Annotated in this window: 19 protein-coding genes; 12 read left to right on the top strand and 7 right to left on the bottom strand. The window is 43.0% G+C overall.

Translation table 11 applies throughout. The annotated features are described in order from the left end of the window. Window positions 1-70: 70 nt before the first annotated feature. The 12 genes from ACWIUD_RS00935 to thiF all read left to right on the top strand — a co-directional run bounded on the left by ACWIUD_RS00935 (window position 71) and on the right by thiF (window position 12,207). Window positions 71-1,612, top strand: a complete 1,542-nt coding sequence (locus ACWIUD_RS00935) for a flagellin B (RefSeq protein ID WP_454145800.1) — start codon at window positions 71-73, stop codon at window positions 1,610-1,612. Then, window positions 1,590-1,721, top strand: coding sequence for a hypothetical protein (locus ACWIUD_RS00930; protein WP_454145798.1), 132 nt, complete (start codon window positions 1,590-1,592; stop codon window positions 1,719-1,721). The genes ACWIUD_RS00935 and ACWIUD_RS00930 overlap by 23 nt, the downstream gene beginning before the upstream one ends. Next, window positions 1,678-3,558, top strand: coding sequence for a motility associated factor glycosyltransferase family protein (locus ACWIUD_RS00925; RefSeq protein ID WP_454145796.1), 1,881 nt, complete (start codon window positions 1,678-1,680; stop codon window positions 3,556-3,558). The genes ACWIUD_RS00930 and ACWIUD_RS00925 overlap by 44 nt, the downstream gene beginning before the upstream one ends. Window positions 3,559-3,670: 112 nt before the next feature. Then, window positions 3,671-4,663: a homoserine kinase gene (thrB, locus tag ACWIUD_RS00920; protein ID WP_454145794.1), complete on the top strand. Its 993-nt coding sequence runs from the start codon at window positions 3,671-3,673 to the stop codon at window positions 4,661-4,663. Between the two features lie 27 nt (window positions 4,664-4,690). Then, on the top strand, window positions 4,691-4,942 hold the full coding sequence (locus ACWIUD_RS00915) for a DUF448 domain-containing protein (protein WP_454145792.1): 252 nt from the start codon (window positions 4,691-4,693) through the stop codon (window positions 4,940-4,942). After that, window positions 4,924-7,671: a translation initiation factor IF-2 gene (gene infB, locus ACWIUD_RS00910; RefSeq protein ID WP_454145790.1), complete on the top strand. Its 2,748-nt coding sequence runs from the start codon at window positions 4,924-4,926 to the stop codon at window positions 7,669-7,671. The genes ACWIUD_RS00915 and infB overlap by 19 nt, the downstream gene beginning before the upstream one ends. Beyond that, window positions 7,631-8,461, top strand: a complete 831-nt coding sequence (rbfA, locus tag ACWIUD_RS00905; protein ID WP_454145788.1) for a 30S ribosome-binding factor RbfA — start codon at window positions 7,631-7,633, stop codon at window positions 8,459-8,461. Before infB ends, rbfA begins: the two co-directional genes overlap by 41 nt. After that, complete coding sequence (locus ACWIUD_RS00900; RefSeq protein ID WP_454145786.1) at window positions 8,454-8,882, top strand: ribosome maturation factor RimP; 429 nt, start codon at window positions 8,454-8,456, stop codon at window positions 8,880-8,882. Before rbfA ends, ACWIUD_RS00900 begins: the two co-directional genes overlap by 8 nt. Then, window positions 8,873-9,895, top strand: a complete 1,023-nt coding sequence (gene ribD / locus ACWIUD_RS00895) for a bifunctional diaminohydroxyphosphoribosylaminopyrimidine deaminase/5-amino-6-(5-phosphoribosylamino)uracil reductase RibD (RefSeq protein WP_454145784.1) — start codon at window positions 8,873-8,875, stop codon at window positions 9,893-9,895. Before ACWIUD_RS00900 ends, ribD begins: the two co-directional genes overlap by 10 nt. Continuing rightward, complete coding sequence (locus tag ACWIUD_RS00890; protein WP_454145782.1) at window positions 9,877-10,683, top strand: tRNA1(Val) (adenine(37)-N6)-methyltransferase; 807 nt, start codon at window positions 9,877-9,879, stop codon at window positions 10,681-10,683. The genes ribD and ACWIUD_RS00890 overlap by 19 nt, the downstream gene beginning before the upstream one ends. Then, window positions 10,680-11,369, top strand: coding sequence for a YkgJ family cysteine cluster protein (locus ACWIUD_RS00885; protein ID WP_454145780.1), 690 nt, complete (start codon window positions 10,680-10,682; stop codon window positions 11,367-11,369). Before ACWIUD_RS00890 ends, ACWIUD_RS00885 begins: the two co-directional genes overlap by 4 nt. A gap of 37 nt (window positions 11,370-11,406) precedes the next feature. Further along, window positions 11,407-12,207, top strand: coding sequence for a sulfur carrier protein ThiS adenylyltransferase ThiF (gene thiF / locus ACWIUD_RS00880; protein WP_454145778.1), 801 nt, complete (start codon window positions 11,407-11,409; stop codon window positions 12,205-12,207). A 65-nt stretch (window positions 12,208-12,272) separates the two neighbouring features. On the opposite strand, the gene ACWIUD_RS00875 is transcribed toward thiF, so the two are convergent. Genes ACWIUD_RS00875 through typA form a run of 7 tightly spaced genes read right to left on the bottom strand, consistent with a single transcriptional unit; the run spans window position 12,273 to window position 16,807 of the window. Further along, window positions 12,273-12,455 carry a hypothetical protein gene (locus ACWIUD_RS00875; RefSeq protein WP_454145776.1) on the bottom strand — a complete coding sequence of 61 codons (183 nt, stop codon included), beginning with the start codon at window positions 12,453-12,455 and terminating at the stop codon, window positions 12,273-12,275. Next, window positions 12,436-12,801, bottom strand: a complete 366-nt coding sequence (locus tag ACWIUD_RS00870; protein ID WP_454145774.1) for a hypothetical protein — start codon at window positions 12,799-12,801, stop codon at window positions 12,436-12,438. The genes ACWIUD_RS00875 and ACWIUD_RS00870 overlap by 20 nt, the downstream gene beginning before the upstream one ends. A gap of 31 nt (window positions 12,802-12,832) precedes the next feature. Further along, window positions 12,833-13,387 (bottom strand): hypothetical protein, encoded by a 555-nt coding sequence (locus tag ACWIUD_RS00865; RefSeq protein ID WP_454145772.1) that lies wholly within the window; start codon window positions 13,385-13,387, stop codon window positions 12,833-12,835. A 5-nt stretch (window positions 13,388-13,392) separates the two neighbouring features. Next, entirely contained in the window at window positions 13,393-13,743 is a 351-nt protein-coding gene (locus tag ACWIUD_RS00860; RefSeq protein ID WP_454145770.1) for a glycosyltransferase family 2 protein, read from the bottom strand. Further along, the gene (locus ACWIUD_RS00855) at window positions 13,730-14,098 is read right to left on the bottom strand and encodes a hypothetical protein (protein WP_454145768.1); all 369 of its coding nucleotides are present in this window, start codon (window positions 14,096-14,098) and stop codon (window positions 13,730-13,732) included. Before ACWIUD_RS00855 ends, ACWIUD_RS00860 begins: the two co-directional genes overlap by 14 nt. Then, window positions 14,079-14,996: a glycosyltransferase family 2 protein gene (locus tag ACWIUD_RS00850; RefSeq protein WP_454145766.1), complete on the bottom strand. Its 918-nt coding sequence runs from the start codon at window positions 14,994-14,996 to the stop codon at window positions 14,079-14,081. Before ACWIUD_RS00850 ends, ACWIUD_RS00855 begins: the two co-directional genes overlap by 20 nt. Further along, window positions 14,993-16,807, bottom strand: coding sequence for a translational GTPase TypA (gene typA, locus ACWIUD_RS00845; protein ID WP_454145764.1), 1,815 nt, complete (start codon window positions 16,805-16,807; stop codon window positions 14,993-14,995). The genes ACWIUD_RS00850 and typA overlap by 4 nt, the downstream gene beginning before the upstream one ends. Between the last annotated feature and the right edge of the window lie 33 nt (window positions 16,808-16,840).

Raw genomic sequence — 16,840 nt, 5'->3', positions numbered from 1 at the left:
TTCCTAGTAGATTCTGCGAAATTGGAATACATTTTGCTTAATTTTGCAAAATTCTACACAAGGAACGGATATGAGTTTTAGGATAAATACCAACATTTCGGCGTTAAATGCGCATACTATTGGGGTGCAAAACAATCGTAGCATTCACAATTCACTTGAAAAATTAAGCTCAGGCTTGCGCCTAAACAAGGCGGCTGACGATGCTTCGGGGATGGCGATTGCCGATTCACTTCGCTCTCAAAGTGAGAGTTTGGGACAAGCGGTGCGCAACGCAAATGACGCCATCGGTATGATTCAAATCGCGGATAAGGCGATGGATGAGCAATTAAAGATTTTGGATACGATTAAGACAAAGGCGATTCAAGCAGCACAGGACGGGCAAAGCACCGAATCGCGCCGTGCGCTTCAAAGCGACATTCGCCGTCTTTTAGAAGAGCTTGATAATATCGCAAGCACCACGAGTTTTAATGGGCTAAAAATGCTCTCTGGCTCATTTTCAAACAAAGAATTTCAAATCGGCGACTTTTCAAATACGACTATCCAAGCCTCCATCGGTCCCACAAGTAGCGATAAAATCGGACATATTCGAATGGAGAGTTCAAGCTTCGCAGGGGAGGGTATGGAGCCTGAAAATGGCAAGGAAAATCTTACCGAAGTCGCGCTCAATATGATTCAAGTCGATGGCATAAATAGCTATGAGTTAGAAACGGTGAAAATCTCGCACTCTGCGGGGACGGGCATTGGCGTCCTTGCTGAAATCATCAATAAAAACTCCGATAGACTTGGCATTCGCGCGGCGTGGAGCGTAATGGCGACAGGCAGTAGCGCGGTGATGTCAGGCACAATTCGCGGACTTACCATAAATGGCACACAGATTGGCAATGTCAATGATGTGCGCAAAAATGACAGCGATGGACGGCTAATTCAAGCGATAAACACGGTGAAAGAAGACACGGGCGTTGAAGCATATACCGATATCACGGGGCGATTAAACCTGCGAAGTCTTGATGGACGGGCGATTAGCATAAAAACGCTTGAAGGGCACGAAGTGCTAGGCGGTGGCAACTTTGTAGGCGTAGAGGATGATAATCACGCAATCGTGGGGCGACTGACTTTGATTCGCACGGATGCGCGGGATATTATCGTCTCTGGCACAAATTATAGCCACATAGGCTTTCACTCCGAGCAAGGTATCGCCGAATACACCGTGAATCTTCGCGCTGTGCGGGGAATCTTTGATGCAAATATCGCTTCGGCTTCTGGCGCAAACGCCAATGTCGCCCAAGCGCAACTCAACATAAACGGCATAGGCGCAGGGGTTACAAGCCTAAAAGGCGCGATGGTGGTTATGGATATGGCGGAATCTGCGCGTATTCAGCTAGATAAAATCCGCGCAGACATAGGCTCTGTGCAGATTCAGCTAGTCTCAACGATTAACAATGTCTCCGTTACGCAAGTGAATGTCAAAGCCGCCGAATCGCTAATCCGCGATGTGGATTTCGCTGCGGAGAGCGCGACATTTAGCAAACACAATGTCCTAGCACAAAGTGGAAGTTTTGCGATGGCACAAGCGAATTTGGTGCAACAAAATGTGCTACGATTGTTGCAGTAGATTCGCGCCTAAATTTGCAAAATATAGCGCACGATTCGCAGAATCTCACATAAAAACGGCACAAAATGACCATTTGGGAGAAAAATTTAGGGGCGATTGGCAAGGTTGATTTAGCTCTATATCAAACCTTGCAAAAAGTTACGCCAAATACGGACTTTGAGGTTTTTATCGGAGCAGATTCGGCTGATATAAATATTTTGGATAAAAGGCGCGAATCTGTCCTATTTAGCGGCAATAGTGTCGAATCTACCACGCAGATTTTTAACTCCCTTGCGCCCTATCAGCTTTATCCATATCTTTACTTTTTTGGGCTTGGCAATGGGATTTTGTATAAAATGCTTCTCTCAAACCCCGCGCACAAGCAAATCTTAGTCTTTGAGCCAAATGTGGAGATAATTTTCATCGTGCTAAATTTGATAGATTTTAGCGATGATATTTTGACAAAAAGATTCATTTTATTTAACGCAAATGTGGCGACTATGGAAAATCTCTCCCCATTTTTTAGCCAAAATCGCGATGCTTTGATGCACGGCAAACTTTACAATCTGCATTTTTTTAACGCGTATTATGATAATTTTTTGGATTTGGCAGGGCAAATCAACAAACTTTTTGTCTCCATAATCGAGCATTGTGTGGTGAGTTTGGGAAATGACAGCAATGACGCGATTACGGGCATAAAGCACCACATTGCAAATCTCCCGCTAATGCTAAAAAATCCCACGCTTTATGAGCTAATCTCAAAGGCAAAAAACACCGACTGCGCGGTGATTGTATCCACAGGTCCTAGCCTTTATAAGCAACTGCCTTTGCTAAAAAAAATGCAGGATTTTGTTAGCATTTTTTGCATTGATGCGTCTTTCCCAATTCTTTGTGAACACGGCATAAAGCCAGACATCGTGCTTTCAATGGAGCGCGTGGAACTTACGGCGAAGTTTTATGAAGTGGTGGATGCGCAATTTTTTAAAAATGTCATTTTTGCAATCACTTCGATTGCGCATAAAAAATTGCTTGGTGAGATTGTCAAAAAGGGCGGAATCTTGCAAATCTCACAGCGTCCATTTGGCTATACGAGCTATTTTGAGCTTGAATCTTATGGTTATGTCGGCATTGGGTTAAGCGCGGCAAATATGGCGTATGAAATTGTGGTGCATAGCGGATTTGAAAAATGCGTGTTTATCGGGCAGGATTTGGCGTTTGCAGAGGACGGCACAAGCCATAGCAAGGGCGCGGTTTATGGGGAGAGCGAGATTGGGAAGGAGCGCGCGGTGGTGCGACTTGAAAAATACGGCGGGGGCGGATTCGTGCAATCCACGCAGGTTTGGGATATGTTTTTGAAATTTTTTGCAAAAGATATTTTTGATACAAAGGATAGGATTTGCGTGATTAACGCCACAGAGGGCGGTGCGCGAATCCCGCACACTATCGAAATGCCTTTTGAAAAAGCGATGAGTAGCGTAAATCAACGCACAAAAAAAGCCCAAATTGTGCTTGAAATGCCAAGCGAGAGTGAAACAAAGGCAAATCTAAAAAAAGCAAAGCAAAAAACGCAAGAATTACTAAAATATGGCAATGCAAAAAAGGCAAAAATTGAGGCATTATTTTTAGAAGTGGCGGAGCTTTGCGAGGCATTAGAAAATGCAAATAAAGAGGGCAAATTAGAGGAATTTGACTTTAAAAAGCTGGATTCAACGCTTGAATCGATTGAAAAAATTAAGGGGCTTTTTAAGGCGCAAAAATTTTTGCAAATCTTTAATGAAGCCACGCAGAGCTACATTTTTCACCAAGAAATGGAGCTTGTCAAAATCACCACAAAAATCGCAAATGATGAGATTAGCCAAAAGGCGAAAAAATTAGAGTGGCTTTTTGCGCATAAAATGTGGCTGTTTTCGCTTGCGGGGTGTATGGATGCGGTGCTGTATTGCGCGAGTGAGAGCAGTAAATATTAGATTCTGCGAATTTTATGTGATTCGCAGAATCTTGCAATAAAAATCGCAGAATCTGCCTATAAAAAATGCTACAATTTCACTTTTTTACTTTTATCATCTAAAAAGGCGTTTTATGATAGTTAGGATTCCAGCAACTAGCGCGAATTTGGGACCGGGCTTTGATAGCTTGGGACTTGCTTTGTCGCTTTATAATGACTTTCAAGTAAAGCCCTCCATTTTGCAAAGTATCAAAATCAAAGGCGAGGGCGAGGGGATTCCAAAGCTAATCAAAGACAATAATTTCATCAAAATTTTCAAAGAGACTTGCGAATCGATAGAAAGTGGCGATTTGGCGCAAAATGCGCGTAAAAATTGCGCGAATCTTCCAAAAAATCCAAAATCTACGAATCAAATCACAAATCCCAAAGATTCGCCCAAACCTCCAAAGGCAAATTTCTTGCAAAAAAATTTTAGCTTTTATTTGGAGAATCAAATCCCCATTTCACGCGGACTAGGCTCATCATCGGCTGTGATTGTGGGAGCGATTGTAAGCGCATTTCAAATTCTTGGCATAAAATACACCAAAGATATGATTATAAATCGTGCTTTGAAATACGAAAAGCACCCTGATAATATCACACCAGCGGTAAATGGCGGGTTTAATGTCGCTATGCTAAAAAATAATCGCGTTTTTTATGTGAAAACGCGCATTGCTAACGATATAAAGGCGGTTGTGGTGATTCCAAATAAGCCCATTTCGACAAAGCACTCACGCAGGGCGATTCCACGCCAAATCGCTTTGCAAGATGCGGTTTTTAATCTCTCGCGCGCTTCGATGATTGCGTCAATTTTTGCGCAAAAGCGGTGGCAACTTTTAAAAGTCGTAGGCGATGATAAGATTCACCAAGATTTGCGTATGGGGCTTTTTCCCGCGCTTTTTTCGGTGCGAAAAGAAGCGATGAAAAATGGCGCGCTTATGAGCGTTTTATCGGGCAGTGGCTCGACATTTTTAAACATTTGCTACCGCGATGATGCGCCAAAAATTGCTTCGGTTTTGGCAAAAAAATTTAGCGAATTTCGCGTTTTGGAATTGGAATTTGATAATAATGGCATAAGCATTTTATAGTATAATTGCAGGATTTTTGGTGCAAAGTTGAGTAAAGTTTTGAGCAAAAAAGCGATAATGCAAAGAATGTGCGTGGCGTGTCGTGGGCGATTCGCGCAAGATTTGCTTAAAAGATTGCAAATAGAAAATGGCGAAGTTGTCGCATTTCGCGGGTTTGGGCGGAGTTTTTATTTGTGTGATTCGTGCATAGAGTCCAAAAATTGCGAGAAAATTTTGCAAAAAATCTTTAAAATAAACATCACAAAGGAGAATGCGCAAGTATGGCAGAGCAAAAAGTAAAGGTAGCAGACATTGCATTGGAATTAGGAATGCAAACAAAGGAGATTTTGGCAAAGGCTGCTGAAATTGACATCACAATAAAAAGCGTCCAAAGTAGCGTCTCGCAGGGCGATGCAGAGATTATTTATAACTATATTGCGCTTGGTAAAATGCCACCAAAAAAAGAAGTGAAAGAAAAAAAAGCACCCGCAAAAAAGAGCACAAAAGATTCTACCGCAGAATCTAGCGCGAAAAAAACCGCTAAAAAATCCACAAAAGACGCAGAATCTACCAAAAAATCCACAGCAAAAAAAGCACCCACAAAAAAGAGTGCAAAAGATTCTGCGGATTCTGCGAGTGAGACAAAGGCGGATTCTGCGGTAGATTCTGCGACAAAAGCGAAATTAGATTCTGCGGATTCTGCGAAAATCGCAGAATCTAGTGAAAAAAAGGCGGATTCTGCGGTAGATTCTGCGAATAAGGCAAAAGATTCTGCGATTTCACAAAAACCAATCAAAACTATCGAATCACGAAAAATCATCATCGTTTCAAAAGGCGCAAAGCCCGAGCCCAAGCCGACTTCCAAAGAGCAATTAAGCAAAGCACGGGATTTAAGAGATAAGATTTTGCACCCAAGTGCGGATTTTGGCGATGATGAGACGCCAAAATACAAATCCAAAAAGGACAGAAAAAAAGAAGTCGCCAAAAAGATTCACACAAATGAGCAAAAAATCGATTTGAACCGCAATTTGGGCGATACGGCGATGATGGATGATGACGATGAGGTAATGCTAGTTGATTTTAACGAAATAGAGCAAAACGACAAAAGCGAGGATAGATTAACCGAGCAAGTTCGCATACAACGCAAAAATCCGTGGTTTTTTGATAGCGTTTCAAGGGAGCGCAAGAAAAAAGGGCGCGGATACCACAAACGCGAAGCGCAAAAGGCGCAAAGCGAAGCAAGTGCGAAAAAAGATGACATTATCAAAATACCTGAGGGGATTCGCGTGTATGAATTTGCCGATAAGGTGGGGCTAAAAATCACGGATATTATCTCTACGCTCTTTAAGATGGGCGAAATGGTAACCAAAAACGACTTTTTAGACGAAATGCGCGTGGAGATTTTGGCGGAGGAATTTGGGCTAAAAATCGAAACCACAAAGGAAAATGAAGCGTTAGAATATTTGGAGGCGCAATCAAGCGCAAATGGGGCGCAAAATCTCATCACTCGCGCACCTGTGGTAACGATTATGGGGCACGTAGACCACGGCAAAACTTCGCTTTTAGATTATATCCGCGAATCGCGCGTTAGCAAAACTGAAAGTGGCGGAATCACCCAGCACATAGGCGCGTATATGGTAGAGAAAAATGGCAAGGCAATTACTTTTATCGACACGCCCGGACACGAAGCATTTGCTGCTATGCGCTCACGCGGTGCGCAAGTAACAGACATTGCCATAATCGTAATAGCCGCTGATGATGGCGTAAAAGAGCAGACAAAAGAAGCACTCGCTCACGCCAAAGATTCGCAAGTGCAAATGATAATTGCGATGAATAAGATGGACAAAGATGGCGCAAATCCCGACAAACTCAAAACCGAAATGGCAGAGTTGGGTTATTTGCCTAGCGATTGGGGCGGGACACTTGATTTTGTCCCTGTGAGCGCAAAAAGTGGAGCGGGGATTGATGAGCTGTTAGATACGATTCTTATTCAAGCGGAGTTGATGGAGCTCAAAGCAGATACGCTCATTGCGCCAAAAGCAGTCGTGTTAGAGGGAAGTTTGGATAAAGGCAAAGGTCCTGTGGTAACGGCAATCGTGCAAGAGGGTATTTTAAAAGTGGGCGACAGCGTGGTAGCGGACACTGCCTATGGCAAGATTCGCGCACTTATAAAAGACAATGGCGAACGCGTGAGCGAACTAAAACCCTCCGAAGTTGCGATTTTAACGGGGCTAAATGAAGTGCCAAGCGCAGGGGCGATTTTGGTAGGGATTGAGAGCGAATCAAAGGCAAAAGAATACGCAATGAAGCGCAAATCATACTTGCGAACCAAAGAACTCTCCCGTAGCACGAAAGTATCCTTAGATGAGTTAAGCTCCGTTGTCGCAAGTGCGCGTTTAAAGCCACTGCATTTGATTATAAAAGCCGATACGCAGGGCAGTTTGGAGGCTATCAAAGTCTCACTTGAATCGTTAAGCAACGATGAAATCAAAGTCAATATCATCGCTTCAAGCGTGGGAAATATCACAGAGAGCGACATTGACATAGCCCAAAGCGTCCAAAGTCAAAATATGAACGATTGCTATATTTTGGGCTTTAATGTAAAACCGCTTGGCAAAATAAAAAGCAAGGCAAAAGAGCAAAGCGTGGCGATTCAAAGCTACTCGGTGATTTATGATTTGATTGATTCAGTCAAAGGCATAATCGCAAATATGATGAGCCCTATTGTGGAGGAAGAAATCATCGGTAATATCGAAGTGCGCGATATTTTTAGCGTTGGCAAAGGCAATGTCATCGCAGGGTGCTTCGTAGTTGAAGGCATAGTCCATAGGGGCGACAAAGTGCGCTTACTGCGGGGCGAAAAGGTGCTACATTTAGGTAATATCTCATCGCTAAAACGCTTCAAAGATGATGTCAAAGAAGTCGGCAAAGGCTATGAGTGCGGGATAATGTTGGATTCATTTAACGACATAAAAGTCGGCGATAGCTTTGAAATCATCAAAGAGATTTTCAAAGCAAAAGAGCTGTGATTGGGCTTTTAAGATGAATGTAAAGATTTTAAGGACGCAATCGCTTTTGCAAGAGGCATTGCAAGAAGTGCTGTTTGATTTGGAGGATACGCGACTAAAAAGTATTGCCATTACGCGCGTGGAATGCAGCAAAGGGAAGGAAGTTGCAAAGGTTTTTTTGGATAAAAATTCGCTTGGCGATTTGAGCGCAAATGATGCTTTGAAGTTGCTAAAAAAGGCTAGTGGGGCGATTCGCGCGAACTTACAAGCGCAATTATCGTGGTATAGGACGCCAAATCTTAATTTTGTGATTGATGAGAGTTTGGAAAATATCAATAGATTGGAGGGCATTTTTAGAAAAATCCACGCAAAAGAGCATTTAAACGAATCGTCATTGCGAGATTCGCAACGCGAATCGAAGCAATCCACAATAAATTTAGTAGCACGAAGTGCAACCAAATCTCGCCCGCTTCGTGGTGCAAAAAATCGGGAGCAAGGTTGCAGTAGTGCAACCGCCGATTTTTTGCTAGAAGCGGAAAAGCGAGGCTCTCCCCCTAAAAGCGAAAAGCGGCAGCTTTTGGCGCGTAGGGGGAGCGGGGCGGGGGGTGCAGCCCTTTTGCGAAAAGATTTAAGCGAATCAAATGGGCAAAATGGCGAATCTAATGCGAATTCAACTTTGCAAAATTGCGATTCATATAATTTAGATTCGCGTGGTTTGGATTGCTTCGACTTTGACAAGTCAAAGTCTCGCAATGACAAAAAAGTCGCGCAAACAAACACAAATCCAAAAAGAGAGAATTTAAATGATTGACTCCAAACTATCCGCCCAAATCGCGCAGATTGTCGAATCTAGCGGTTATGATTTGTTTGACATTGAAGTGGTGCGCGAAAATGACAATCTCATCTTGCGCGTTTGCATTCACAAAGAAAGTGGCATTACGCACGATGATTGCCAAAAGATTAGCGAGATTTTATCCCCGTTGCTTGATGTTTATGAGCCTTTTGAGAGAGAGTATAGTTTAGAAGTTAGTTCGCCCGGATTAGAGCGAATCCTAAGCAAACCGCGCCATTTTAAGTGCTTTTTAAATCAAAAAATCCAAATCACACTAAATGACAAAAGCAAAATTTGCGGGACTTTGCAAAGTGCCGATGAGACGCATTTTAGACTAGATTCGCGCACTTTTTCATACAGCGACATTAAAAAGGCAAAAAGCATTTTTGAATGGAATTAGATTTTTATATGGACTTGGCACTGCGCAAGGCGTGGGAAAATCAGCTTCTTGCCCTGCCAAATCCTAGCGTGGGTGCGCTTATTTTGGATAAAAATGGGCGCATTTTGTCGCTTGAAGCGCATAGCAAATGTGGCGATTGCCACGCCGAGCTAAAAGCTGCCAAATCCGCCTATATCGCGCTAAAAGGCGTGGATTTTGAGATTTTGCAAACGCTAAAAAATGCAAATGAAATTTTTGATTTTTTGGTGGCAAATCATAGCGGAATCTTGCGTGATTCAAGCATTTTTGTAACGCTAGAACCTTGCAATCATTATGGCAAAACGCCCCCGTGCGCCGAGCTTTTAAAGGCTTTGGGATTTAGACATATTATTTTTAGCGTTGATGAGAGTGGCGAAAATTCGCGTGGTGGCGCGGAAAATCTATCAAAATTTGGCGTTAAAATCACGCGTGGAGTCTTGCAAGATAAGGGCAGAGATTTGCTCTATCCCTTTGAGCGATTGCGCAAAAATGGGCGTTTGAGCGTTTTTAAAATCGCCCAGCGTTTAAATGGTAGCTTTGAAGGTGGCATTATTTCAAGCGAAGATTCGCGCATTTTTTCGCACAAACTGCGAGAAATTGCAAAGCGCATTATCATTTCTGCCAAAACGATTTTAAATGATAATCCGCTGCTAGATTCGCGCCTAGCAAAAAGCGCAAAAGCCCCAAATGTCTGCATTTTTGGGAGCGAATCTAGTCTAAAAAAATGCGAGGACAAAACCCTAAAAATTTATAGTGTAAAAAACCGCCAAATCACGCTTCATAGCGACATTTGCGACATTTTGCAAGATGGATTTAGCATAATTGAGGGCGGGGGGAAAAGCTTCGCGCTGTTTAGGGATAAAATCGATTTGTTGCTTGTTTTTATATCGCCAAAAATCACGGCAGGACGGAACTTTCATAGCGATTTTGGTGGGCGGATTTTGCATAGCACACAAATTGGAGAGGACATAGTGCTATGGATAAAGCCGTTTTAAGCCTATATCAGCTACAAAATGGCTATTGCTACAATAGCGATAGTTTGTTTTTGTATGCGTTTATTGCAAGATTTTTGAAAAATGGTGTGAGCGTGGTAGATATTGGTGCGGGTTGTGGAATACTAGGACTACTCTGTGGGCGGGATTTTGGCGTGAATTTAACGATGATTGACATTGATAGTCGCAATGCGAAATTATGCAAGAAAAATGCGGATTTTAATCATATAAGCGCGAACATTTTTTGCGAAAATGCGATTGAAATCTTTGGGCGCGAATCTAGCGTAGATTTTACTAAATCGCGCATAGATTTGCCAAATCAAAATTCATTGCAAAATCTATCCAAAAAAAAGTTTGATTTTATCATCTCAAATCCGCCTTTTTATGATAGATTTTCGCCCCCACCGCGCAAAAATCATCTATTTTTGGCAAAAAAAAGCGAAAATCTACCCTTTGAATCGCTTGCCAAAATCGCCAAAACCGCGCTTAACAAAAATGGTAAATTTATTTTTTGCTATAAAAGTAGCGCGTTGGCGGACATTTTTAGTGCGTTGCAAAAAAATGGCTTTAATGTCAGCGCATTGCAGTTTGTCTATCCTAAAAAAAATGCGCGAATTGAATACAAAAAAAACGCCACTTTGGCGATGATAAGTGCTGATTTTAGCAAAAAATATTTGGAGGTTTTGCCTCCGATTTTTAACTTTGTGGATATTGAACATAGCGCGGAGGCAAGGGAGATTTTTGCATTTTGCAAAACGCAGAGCATAAAAATAAATGAGAGTGAATTATGAAAGAAGGCAATTCGTCTTTGGGTATGCAATTTGCGCCGTTTTCGCATAAACTTCGCTCGGGTGTTCCCCAAGTTCTATCTCGCTCGTTTCACGCAAAAACGGCGCAAAGCCACACCGCAAATACTAGAATTGTTTTAAATGCTGAATCTAAAAACGATTCGTCATTGCGAGGCGCACGAAGCGAAGCGAGTGCAACGAAGCAATCCAAAAAAAATTGTCATATGGTTGCTTCGCTACGCTCGCAAATCCTACGGATTGAGCGAAGCGAAATATCTCAAAATAATCAAAAACTCACACAAAAAAATATCACAAAAGACGGCTTTGATTTTAGCTTCAATCCATCAAAATGCGCAGAGTGCGGGGGCAAATGCTGTATTGGAGAGAGTGGATATATTTTTTTAAACAAAGATGAGATGGGCAAAATCGCAGAATTTTTGGGGCTAAATTTTGGGGATTTTACAAGCCGATTCGTCCGTCAAGTGGGCGCAAAATACTCACTTATCGAAAAGCCATACCAAAACGGCTTTGCGTGTATTTTTTTTGATGAATCCACTAGGCAATGCCAAATATACCCCATCCGCCCCGCGCAATGCAAAGAATTTCCCTTTTGGGATATTTTTAAAAACAACACTGATGGCGCAAAGCGCGAATGCGAGGGCGTGGAGATTCACAGCGATAAAATTTAGTATAATTCACGCCAAAATCTTACCACAAAGGACAACTATGCAAATAAGATTTAACAACGAGCTTTGCGAGACGGACGCAAAGACTAGCGCAGAGTTTTTGAGCGCAAAAAGTGAGAGTGAAAGCGATGTGTGGATTGTCAATGGCTTTTGCACCCGCGAAGCGATTGCGCTAAAAGATGGCGATGAGCTATTTTGCATACCGCGCGGGATTATGCCACCTAGGGCGGCTTTGGAGGCGATGATGAGTTCGCGCCACACGCCAAAGGTGCATAACAAGCTAAAAAAGTCCTGCGTTGCGATTTGTGGGCTTGGTGGGCTTGGCTCAAATATCGCTGTAATGCTTGCGAGAATAGGCGTAGGACGGCTTGTGCTGATTGATTTTGATGTGGTTGAGCCTAGCAATCTCAATCGCCAAAGCTATTTTATAAGCGATTTGGGGAGGTTAAAGACGGAGGCATTAAGTGCGCAAATCGCGCAAATAAATCCATTTATCACCACGAATGCGCACAATCTTCGCATTACGCCCGAAAACCTGCCCACACTTTTTAAGGATTGCGATATAGTGTGCGAGGCGTTTGATAGCGCGGTGGCAAAGGCGATGATAGCGCAGAATTTTCACGCGCATTTTCCGCAAACGCCACTTATTTGCGCATCGGGACTTGCAGGATATGGGCAATCAAATGCGATTAAAACGCAAAAAATCGCGCAAAATTTCTATGTGTGCGGGGATTTGGTGAGCGAAGCAAAGGTGGGCAATGGGCTAATGTCGCCCCGTGTGAATATCTGCGCTGCGCATCAGGCAAATTTGGTGTTGGACTTGCTAGTGGCGATGAAATAGTGATTTTATGCGCTAGATTCTGCGAATCGCACTTCAAATTGTCATATTGAGCGAAGCGAAATATCTCAAAATGCTTCACACAAAAGAGATTCTTCGCTTCGTGCTTCGACTTCGCGCGAGAATGACAAAATAATGGATTGCCACGATTTTGCTACGCAAAATCTCGCAATGACGAAAAAAATGCAAAAAATCGCTGAATCTAGTAAAAAAATCAAAAATTCGCAGAATCTAATGCGAAAAATACCCACCCCCTAACCCCCTCCGCAAGGGAGGGGGGATTTTTGAGATACTTCGCTTCACTCGTTTAACTCCGCTCATAATGACAATTTGGAGGCGGATTCTGCGTTCGCAGAATCTTGGATTTGCAAGTGTGGGTCGGTGCTTCGCACAGACGCCACGCTCGCTTCGCTCCCTTGCAATGACAAAAAATGCAGAAAAACACTGAATCTCACATAAAAACGCAGAATCTAAAAAGAGATTGCCACGATTTTGCTTCGCAAAATCTCGCAATGACGGAGAGTAATGCAGATTCTGCGAATCGCACGAAATCGTAGAATCTGCGATAGATTCTGCGATTTTAATATTTTCCCGCATTAGATTCTGTGATTTTAATATTTTTCCCGCACTAGATTCTGCGAATCTTTGCCACGAAATGCCTTTGTTTTAATCGCAAAAATTTCTTATAAAAACTCGTTTTTAGGTAGTTTAGCGTGGATTTGTTTAATGCCCGTTTTGCAAAGTTGATATTTGAGATTTCTAACTCAATGCAGATAATTCGCGCTAGATTCTGCGATAGGGGCGATAAGTTCGCACTTAAATGCAGTAGCGTTTTTATCACCAAATTATGATTTTGCGCGGTTAAGTGGAGTTTTTTAGCGTCCGTCCTTTGCATTATAGAGTTTTGATTTTGGCGGTAAAAGTATAATTTATCATTTATGCAAGCATAATTTTTAGCGTGGAATAGCAGGTTTGCGAAGTTTAAGACATCCTCTGATACCAAAATCCGTTGATTTAAATCTAAATTTTGCAGTGATTTTGCGTAGGTTTTTCGTAAAATCGCCTTATTTGACAGCGCCCAATATCTGCCAATGCCGTTTTTTGCAGCATACAGCGCGAAATCTTTGATAGAAAATAGCGCGTTTTGCGGATGCAAAATCTTATGCGTGTAGTTAAACGCCACAATATCTAAATCCCCCCCCCCCCGTTTATAATCGCAGAATCTACCCTTTCACACGCATTCAATGCTAATTTATCATCGCCATCTAAAAATAGCAAATACTCGCCTTTTGCATTTAGTACGCCAATATTTCGCGTGGCAAAAGTGCCGAGATTGCGCGAATTTTGCAGAATCTTCACACGCGAGTCACTTAGCGCAAACTCTTTTGCAATCTCCACACTTCTATCGCCTCCGCAATCATCCACGCAAATAATTTCAATATTTTCGTAACTTTGATTTACCGCACTTTGCAGGGTTTGGGCGATAAAATTTTCCACGCGAAAAATGGGGATGATGATAGAAAATCTAGGATTTTGCATTTTTACCCTTTAATGCAAATCGCCGTAAATGTTTCTCTAAATCCCGCACGCGCGACTTTATCGCAAAATAATAATGCCAAAATGTGAGATTTTTATATCCCATCGCAGAGAGATTTTCCCTTGCTTTGGGTGCGTAGAAATTTTTTGCGTTATAAAAATTATCTATGTAATTTTTGGCATACCAAAGAGTGGATTTTTTGAAATATGTTTCATCGCCTCCAAATGCCCTCCAAAAATCATAGATTCTGCGTCCCATCGCCACTAAACAATAACTTTTAAAATACCCCCGCAAATCTTTATAATCATCAAAGTCCGCCCTCAAAGGTCGCAAGAAATTAGGCAGTTTTGTAAGCAAATCCCCCCCCCCCGTTTGCGTTTTGCGTATTCATTATAGATTCTGCTCTTTGGCGATAGATATAAAGTGGCGCGTTTTGATATGCCACCTTGTGCGCCAAGCAAAAAAGTAGCGTCCCAAAGTCGTGGTCCTCGTGATAAATATTCTCGCTAAATCGCAAAGCATAGCGGTTCAAAATCCTCGCGCGAAACGCCCCCTGCCACGCAAAGAAAAAGGCATAATACTTATTTGCCACAAGCATTTCTAATCCGCTTTCATAATTTTGCTTTTTGATATCGCTCAAATACCATCCATTTTTGCGCTCCCCGCACTCGCTTAAATCACTCCAATTATGCGCGAAAATCTCCAAATTTTTTGCAATTAGATTCTGCATACAAATCTCAATGCAATCGTGCGCCAAAAAATCATCGCTATCCAAAAAGTGAATAATCGCAGAATCTGGCAGTTTTTGCGTGATGAAAGAATTTATTTGCACTAAATCGCTTTTGATAAAATTTGGCGATATTTGCGTGAAATGGGCGTTTATCTCGCTTGGCGAAATCTCTTTTGTGGGCGCGTTTTTAGTGTGGGTTTGGGTAAATGATGGTATTTTATCGCTTATATTCTGCGATTTGAAAAACTCACGCAACGCGCTTCCTTTGATGAACTCTAATCCAAAATTCCGCGCAGAAGAAAGTCCGCCATTTGGTTTTGACACCACAAAAATGCGCTCATCTTTTTTCGCAGAATCTAGCGCGATTTGCAAACTCTCATCACTACTCCCATCATCTACCAAAATTATGTCTAAATTTGCGTAACTTTGATTTAGCGCAGAATCTACGCATTCACGCAAATACGGCGCGACATTGTAGATTGGGATGATGATTGAGACAATCGCAGAATCTGTGGCGTTTTTCATTTTTTGCTATTTGCCCTTTTGCGCAAGTTTGGTTCTAAAATCTTTTTTCGGATTCGCAAGTTCAAAGGCGTAATTTCTAAAATCTCATCTTCTTCTATCCACTCTAATGCCCTCTCCAGCGTTAAATCTCGCGGTGGCACAAGTTTTATCGCCTCATCTGCCCCGCTAGAGCGCATATTAGTGAGGTGCTTTGCTTTGATGGGATTGACATCTAAGTCATTGTCCCTGCTGTGCTCGCCTATCACCATTCCCACATAGACTTTTGCCTGTGGCGCGATAAATAGCACCCCTCGCTCTTGAATGTTAAAAAGCGAAAATCCTGTCGCCTCACCTGCCTCCATAGAGATGAGCGCGCCATTTTTGCGCGACTCCACGCTCCCGCTAAATGCGCGAAACTCTAAAAAGCTGTGATTCATCACCCCCTCGCCCTTTGTATCGGTCAAAAACTCACTTCGATAGCCGATAAGCCCTCGCGCGGGAATCTCAAACTCCAATCGCGTAAATCCGTCATTCATAGGATTCATCGCTTTCATCTCTGCCTTTCTGCGCCCAAGTCGCTCGATAATCGTCCCGCTAAAGTCCTGTGGCGTGTCGATTACCAAATGCTCAAATGGCTCTTTTTTCACGCCGTCTTCCTCTTTGATAATGACTTCGGGGCGTGAAATGCTAAACTCAAAGCCCTCGCGCCGCAGATTCTCTGCTAGGATTGTGATTTGGAGCTCACCTCTCCCGCTCACGCGGAATTTACCCTCGCCCATTTCCTCGCACCGCATTGCGATATTTGTCTGCATTTCTTTAAGCAATCTATCTTTGATTTTGTTTGCGGTGATATGTTTGCCCTCCGTGCCAGCTAGCGGGCTATCATTCACCGCGAAATACACGCTCATCGTGGGCTCTTCTAAGTGCATAGGGTCTAGGGGCATAGGATTGTCTTTATCCACTATGGAGTCGCCCACATCTACGGCGTTAAAACCCGCAATAGCGACAATGTCCCCCGCTCCCGCGCTCTCAATCTCGGTGCGGGCAAGTCCCATAAAGCCTATCAGCTTAGTGATTTTGCCTACTTCTTTTGTGCCATCGCCTTTTGCGAGCATTACGGATTCGCCCTTTTTGACAACGCCATTAAACACCCGCGCGATGCCGATTTTGCCGACATAGTTGTCATAATCTAGCGTGAAAACCTGCATTTGGAGCGGATTTTCGCTACTGCCACTAGGTGCGGCGACAGATTGTAAAATCGCTTCAAAGAGTGGCTCTAAATTCTTTTTTTCGTCCTCTAGATTCACAACCGCGTATCCGTCCCGCGCCGCTGCATAAATCACGGGGAAATCTAATTGCAAATCCGAAGCCCCCATCGCTACAAATAAATCAAACACTTCATCTACCACTCTATCGGGCTCGGCGGCGGGTTTGTCGATTTTATTTACCACGACAATGGGGCGGATTCCAAAGCCTAGTGCCTTTTTTACGACAAATTTGGTTTGTGGCATCACGCCCTCTTGCGCATCGACAAGCAGTAGCACGCCATCGACCATTTTTAGCACGCGCTCGACTTCGCCGCCAAAGTCCGCGTGTCCGGGCGTGTCGATAATGTTGATTTTTGTGCCTTTGTAGTTTATGGCGGTGTTTTTGGAGAGGATTGTGATACCGCGCTCTTTTTCTAAGTCGTTGCTATCCATTACGCGCTCATCGACTTTTTCGCGCTCGCTAAATGTGCCTGATTGGCTTAAAAGCCCATCTACTAATGTCGTCTTGCCGTGGTCTACGTGTGCGATAACGGCGATATTGCGGATATTTTGGGTATTTTGCATTGTGAATTTGTCCTTTAAAATCGTGGATTAAAA

It is taken from the genome of Helicobacter sp. 23-1044, assembly GCF_053654695.1.
This window is presented reverse-complemented; position numbering and strand designations above follow the sequence as displayed.

Coding starts and splice junctions, on each gene's coding strand:
- ACWIUD_RS00935 (WP_454145800.1), top strand. CDS start 71: ATGAGTTTTAGGATAAATACCAACATTTCGGCGTTAAATGCGCATACT.
- ACWIUD_RS00930 (WP_454145798.1), top strand. CDS start 1,590: ATGTGCTACGATTGTTGCAGTAGATTCGCGCCTAAATTTGCAAAATAT.
- ACWIUD_RS00925 (WP_454145796.1), top strand. CDS start 1,678: ATGACCATTTGGGAGAAAAATTTAGGGGCGATTGGCAAGGTTGATTTA.
- thrB (WP_454145794.1), top strand. CDS start 3,671: ATGATAGTTAGGATTCCAGCAACTAGCGCGAATTTGGGACCGGGCTTT.
- infB (WP_454145790.1), top strand. CDS start 4,924: ATGGCAGAGCAAAAAGTAAAGGTAGCAGACATTGCATTGGAATTAGGA.
- ACWIUD_RS00900 (WP_454145786.1), top strand. CDS start 8,454: ATGATTGACTCCAAACTATCCGCCCAAATCGCGCAGATTGTCGAATCT.
- ribD (WP_454145784.1), top strand. CDS start 8,873: ATGGAATTAGATTTTTATATGGACTTGGCACTGCGCAAGGCGTGGGAA.
- ACWIUD_RS00890 (WP_454145782.1), top strand. CDS start 9,877: ATGGATAAAGCCGTTTTAAGCCTATATCAGCTACAAAATGGCTATTGC.
- ACWIUD_RS00885 (WP_454145780.1), top strand. CDS start 10,680: ATGAAAGAAGGCAATTCGTCTTTGGGTATGCAATTTGCGCCGTTTTCG.
- thiF (WP_454145778.1), top strand. CDS start 11,407: ATGCAAATAAGATTTAACAACGAGCTTTGCGAGACGGACGCAAAGACT.
- ACWIUD_RS00870 (WP_454145774.1), bottom strand. CDS start 12,801: ATGCGGGAAAATATTAAAATCGCAGAATCTATCGCAGATTCTACGATT.
- ACWIUD_RS00860 (WP_454145770.1), bottom strand. CDS start 13,743: ATGCAAAATCCTAGATTTTCTATCATCATCCCCATTTTTCGCGTGGAA.
- ACWIUD_RS00850 (WP_454145766.1), bottom strand. CDS start 14,996: ATGAAAAACGCCACAGATTCTGCGATTGTCTCAATCATCATCCCAATC.
- typA (WP_454145764.1), bottom strand. CDS start 16,807: ATGCAAAATACCCAAAATATCCGCAATATCGCCGTTATCGCACACGTA.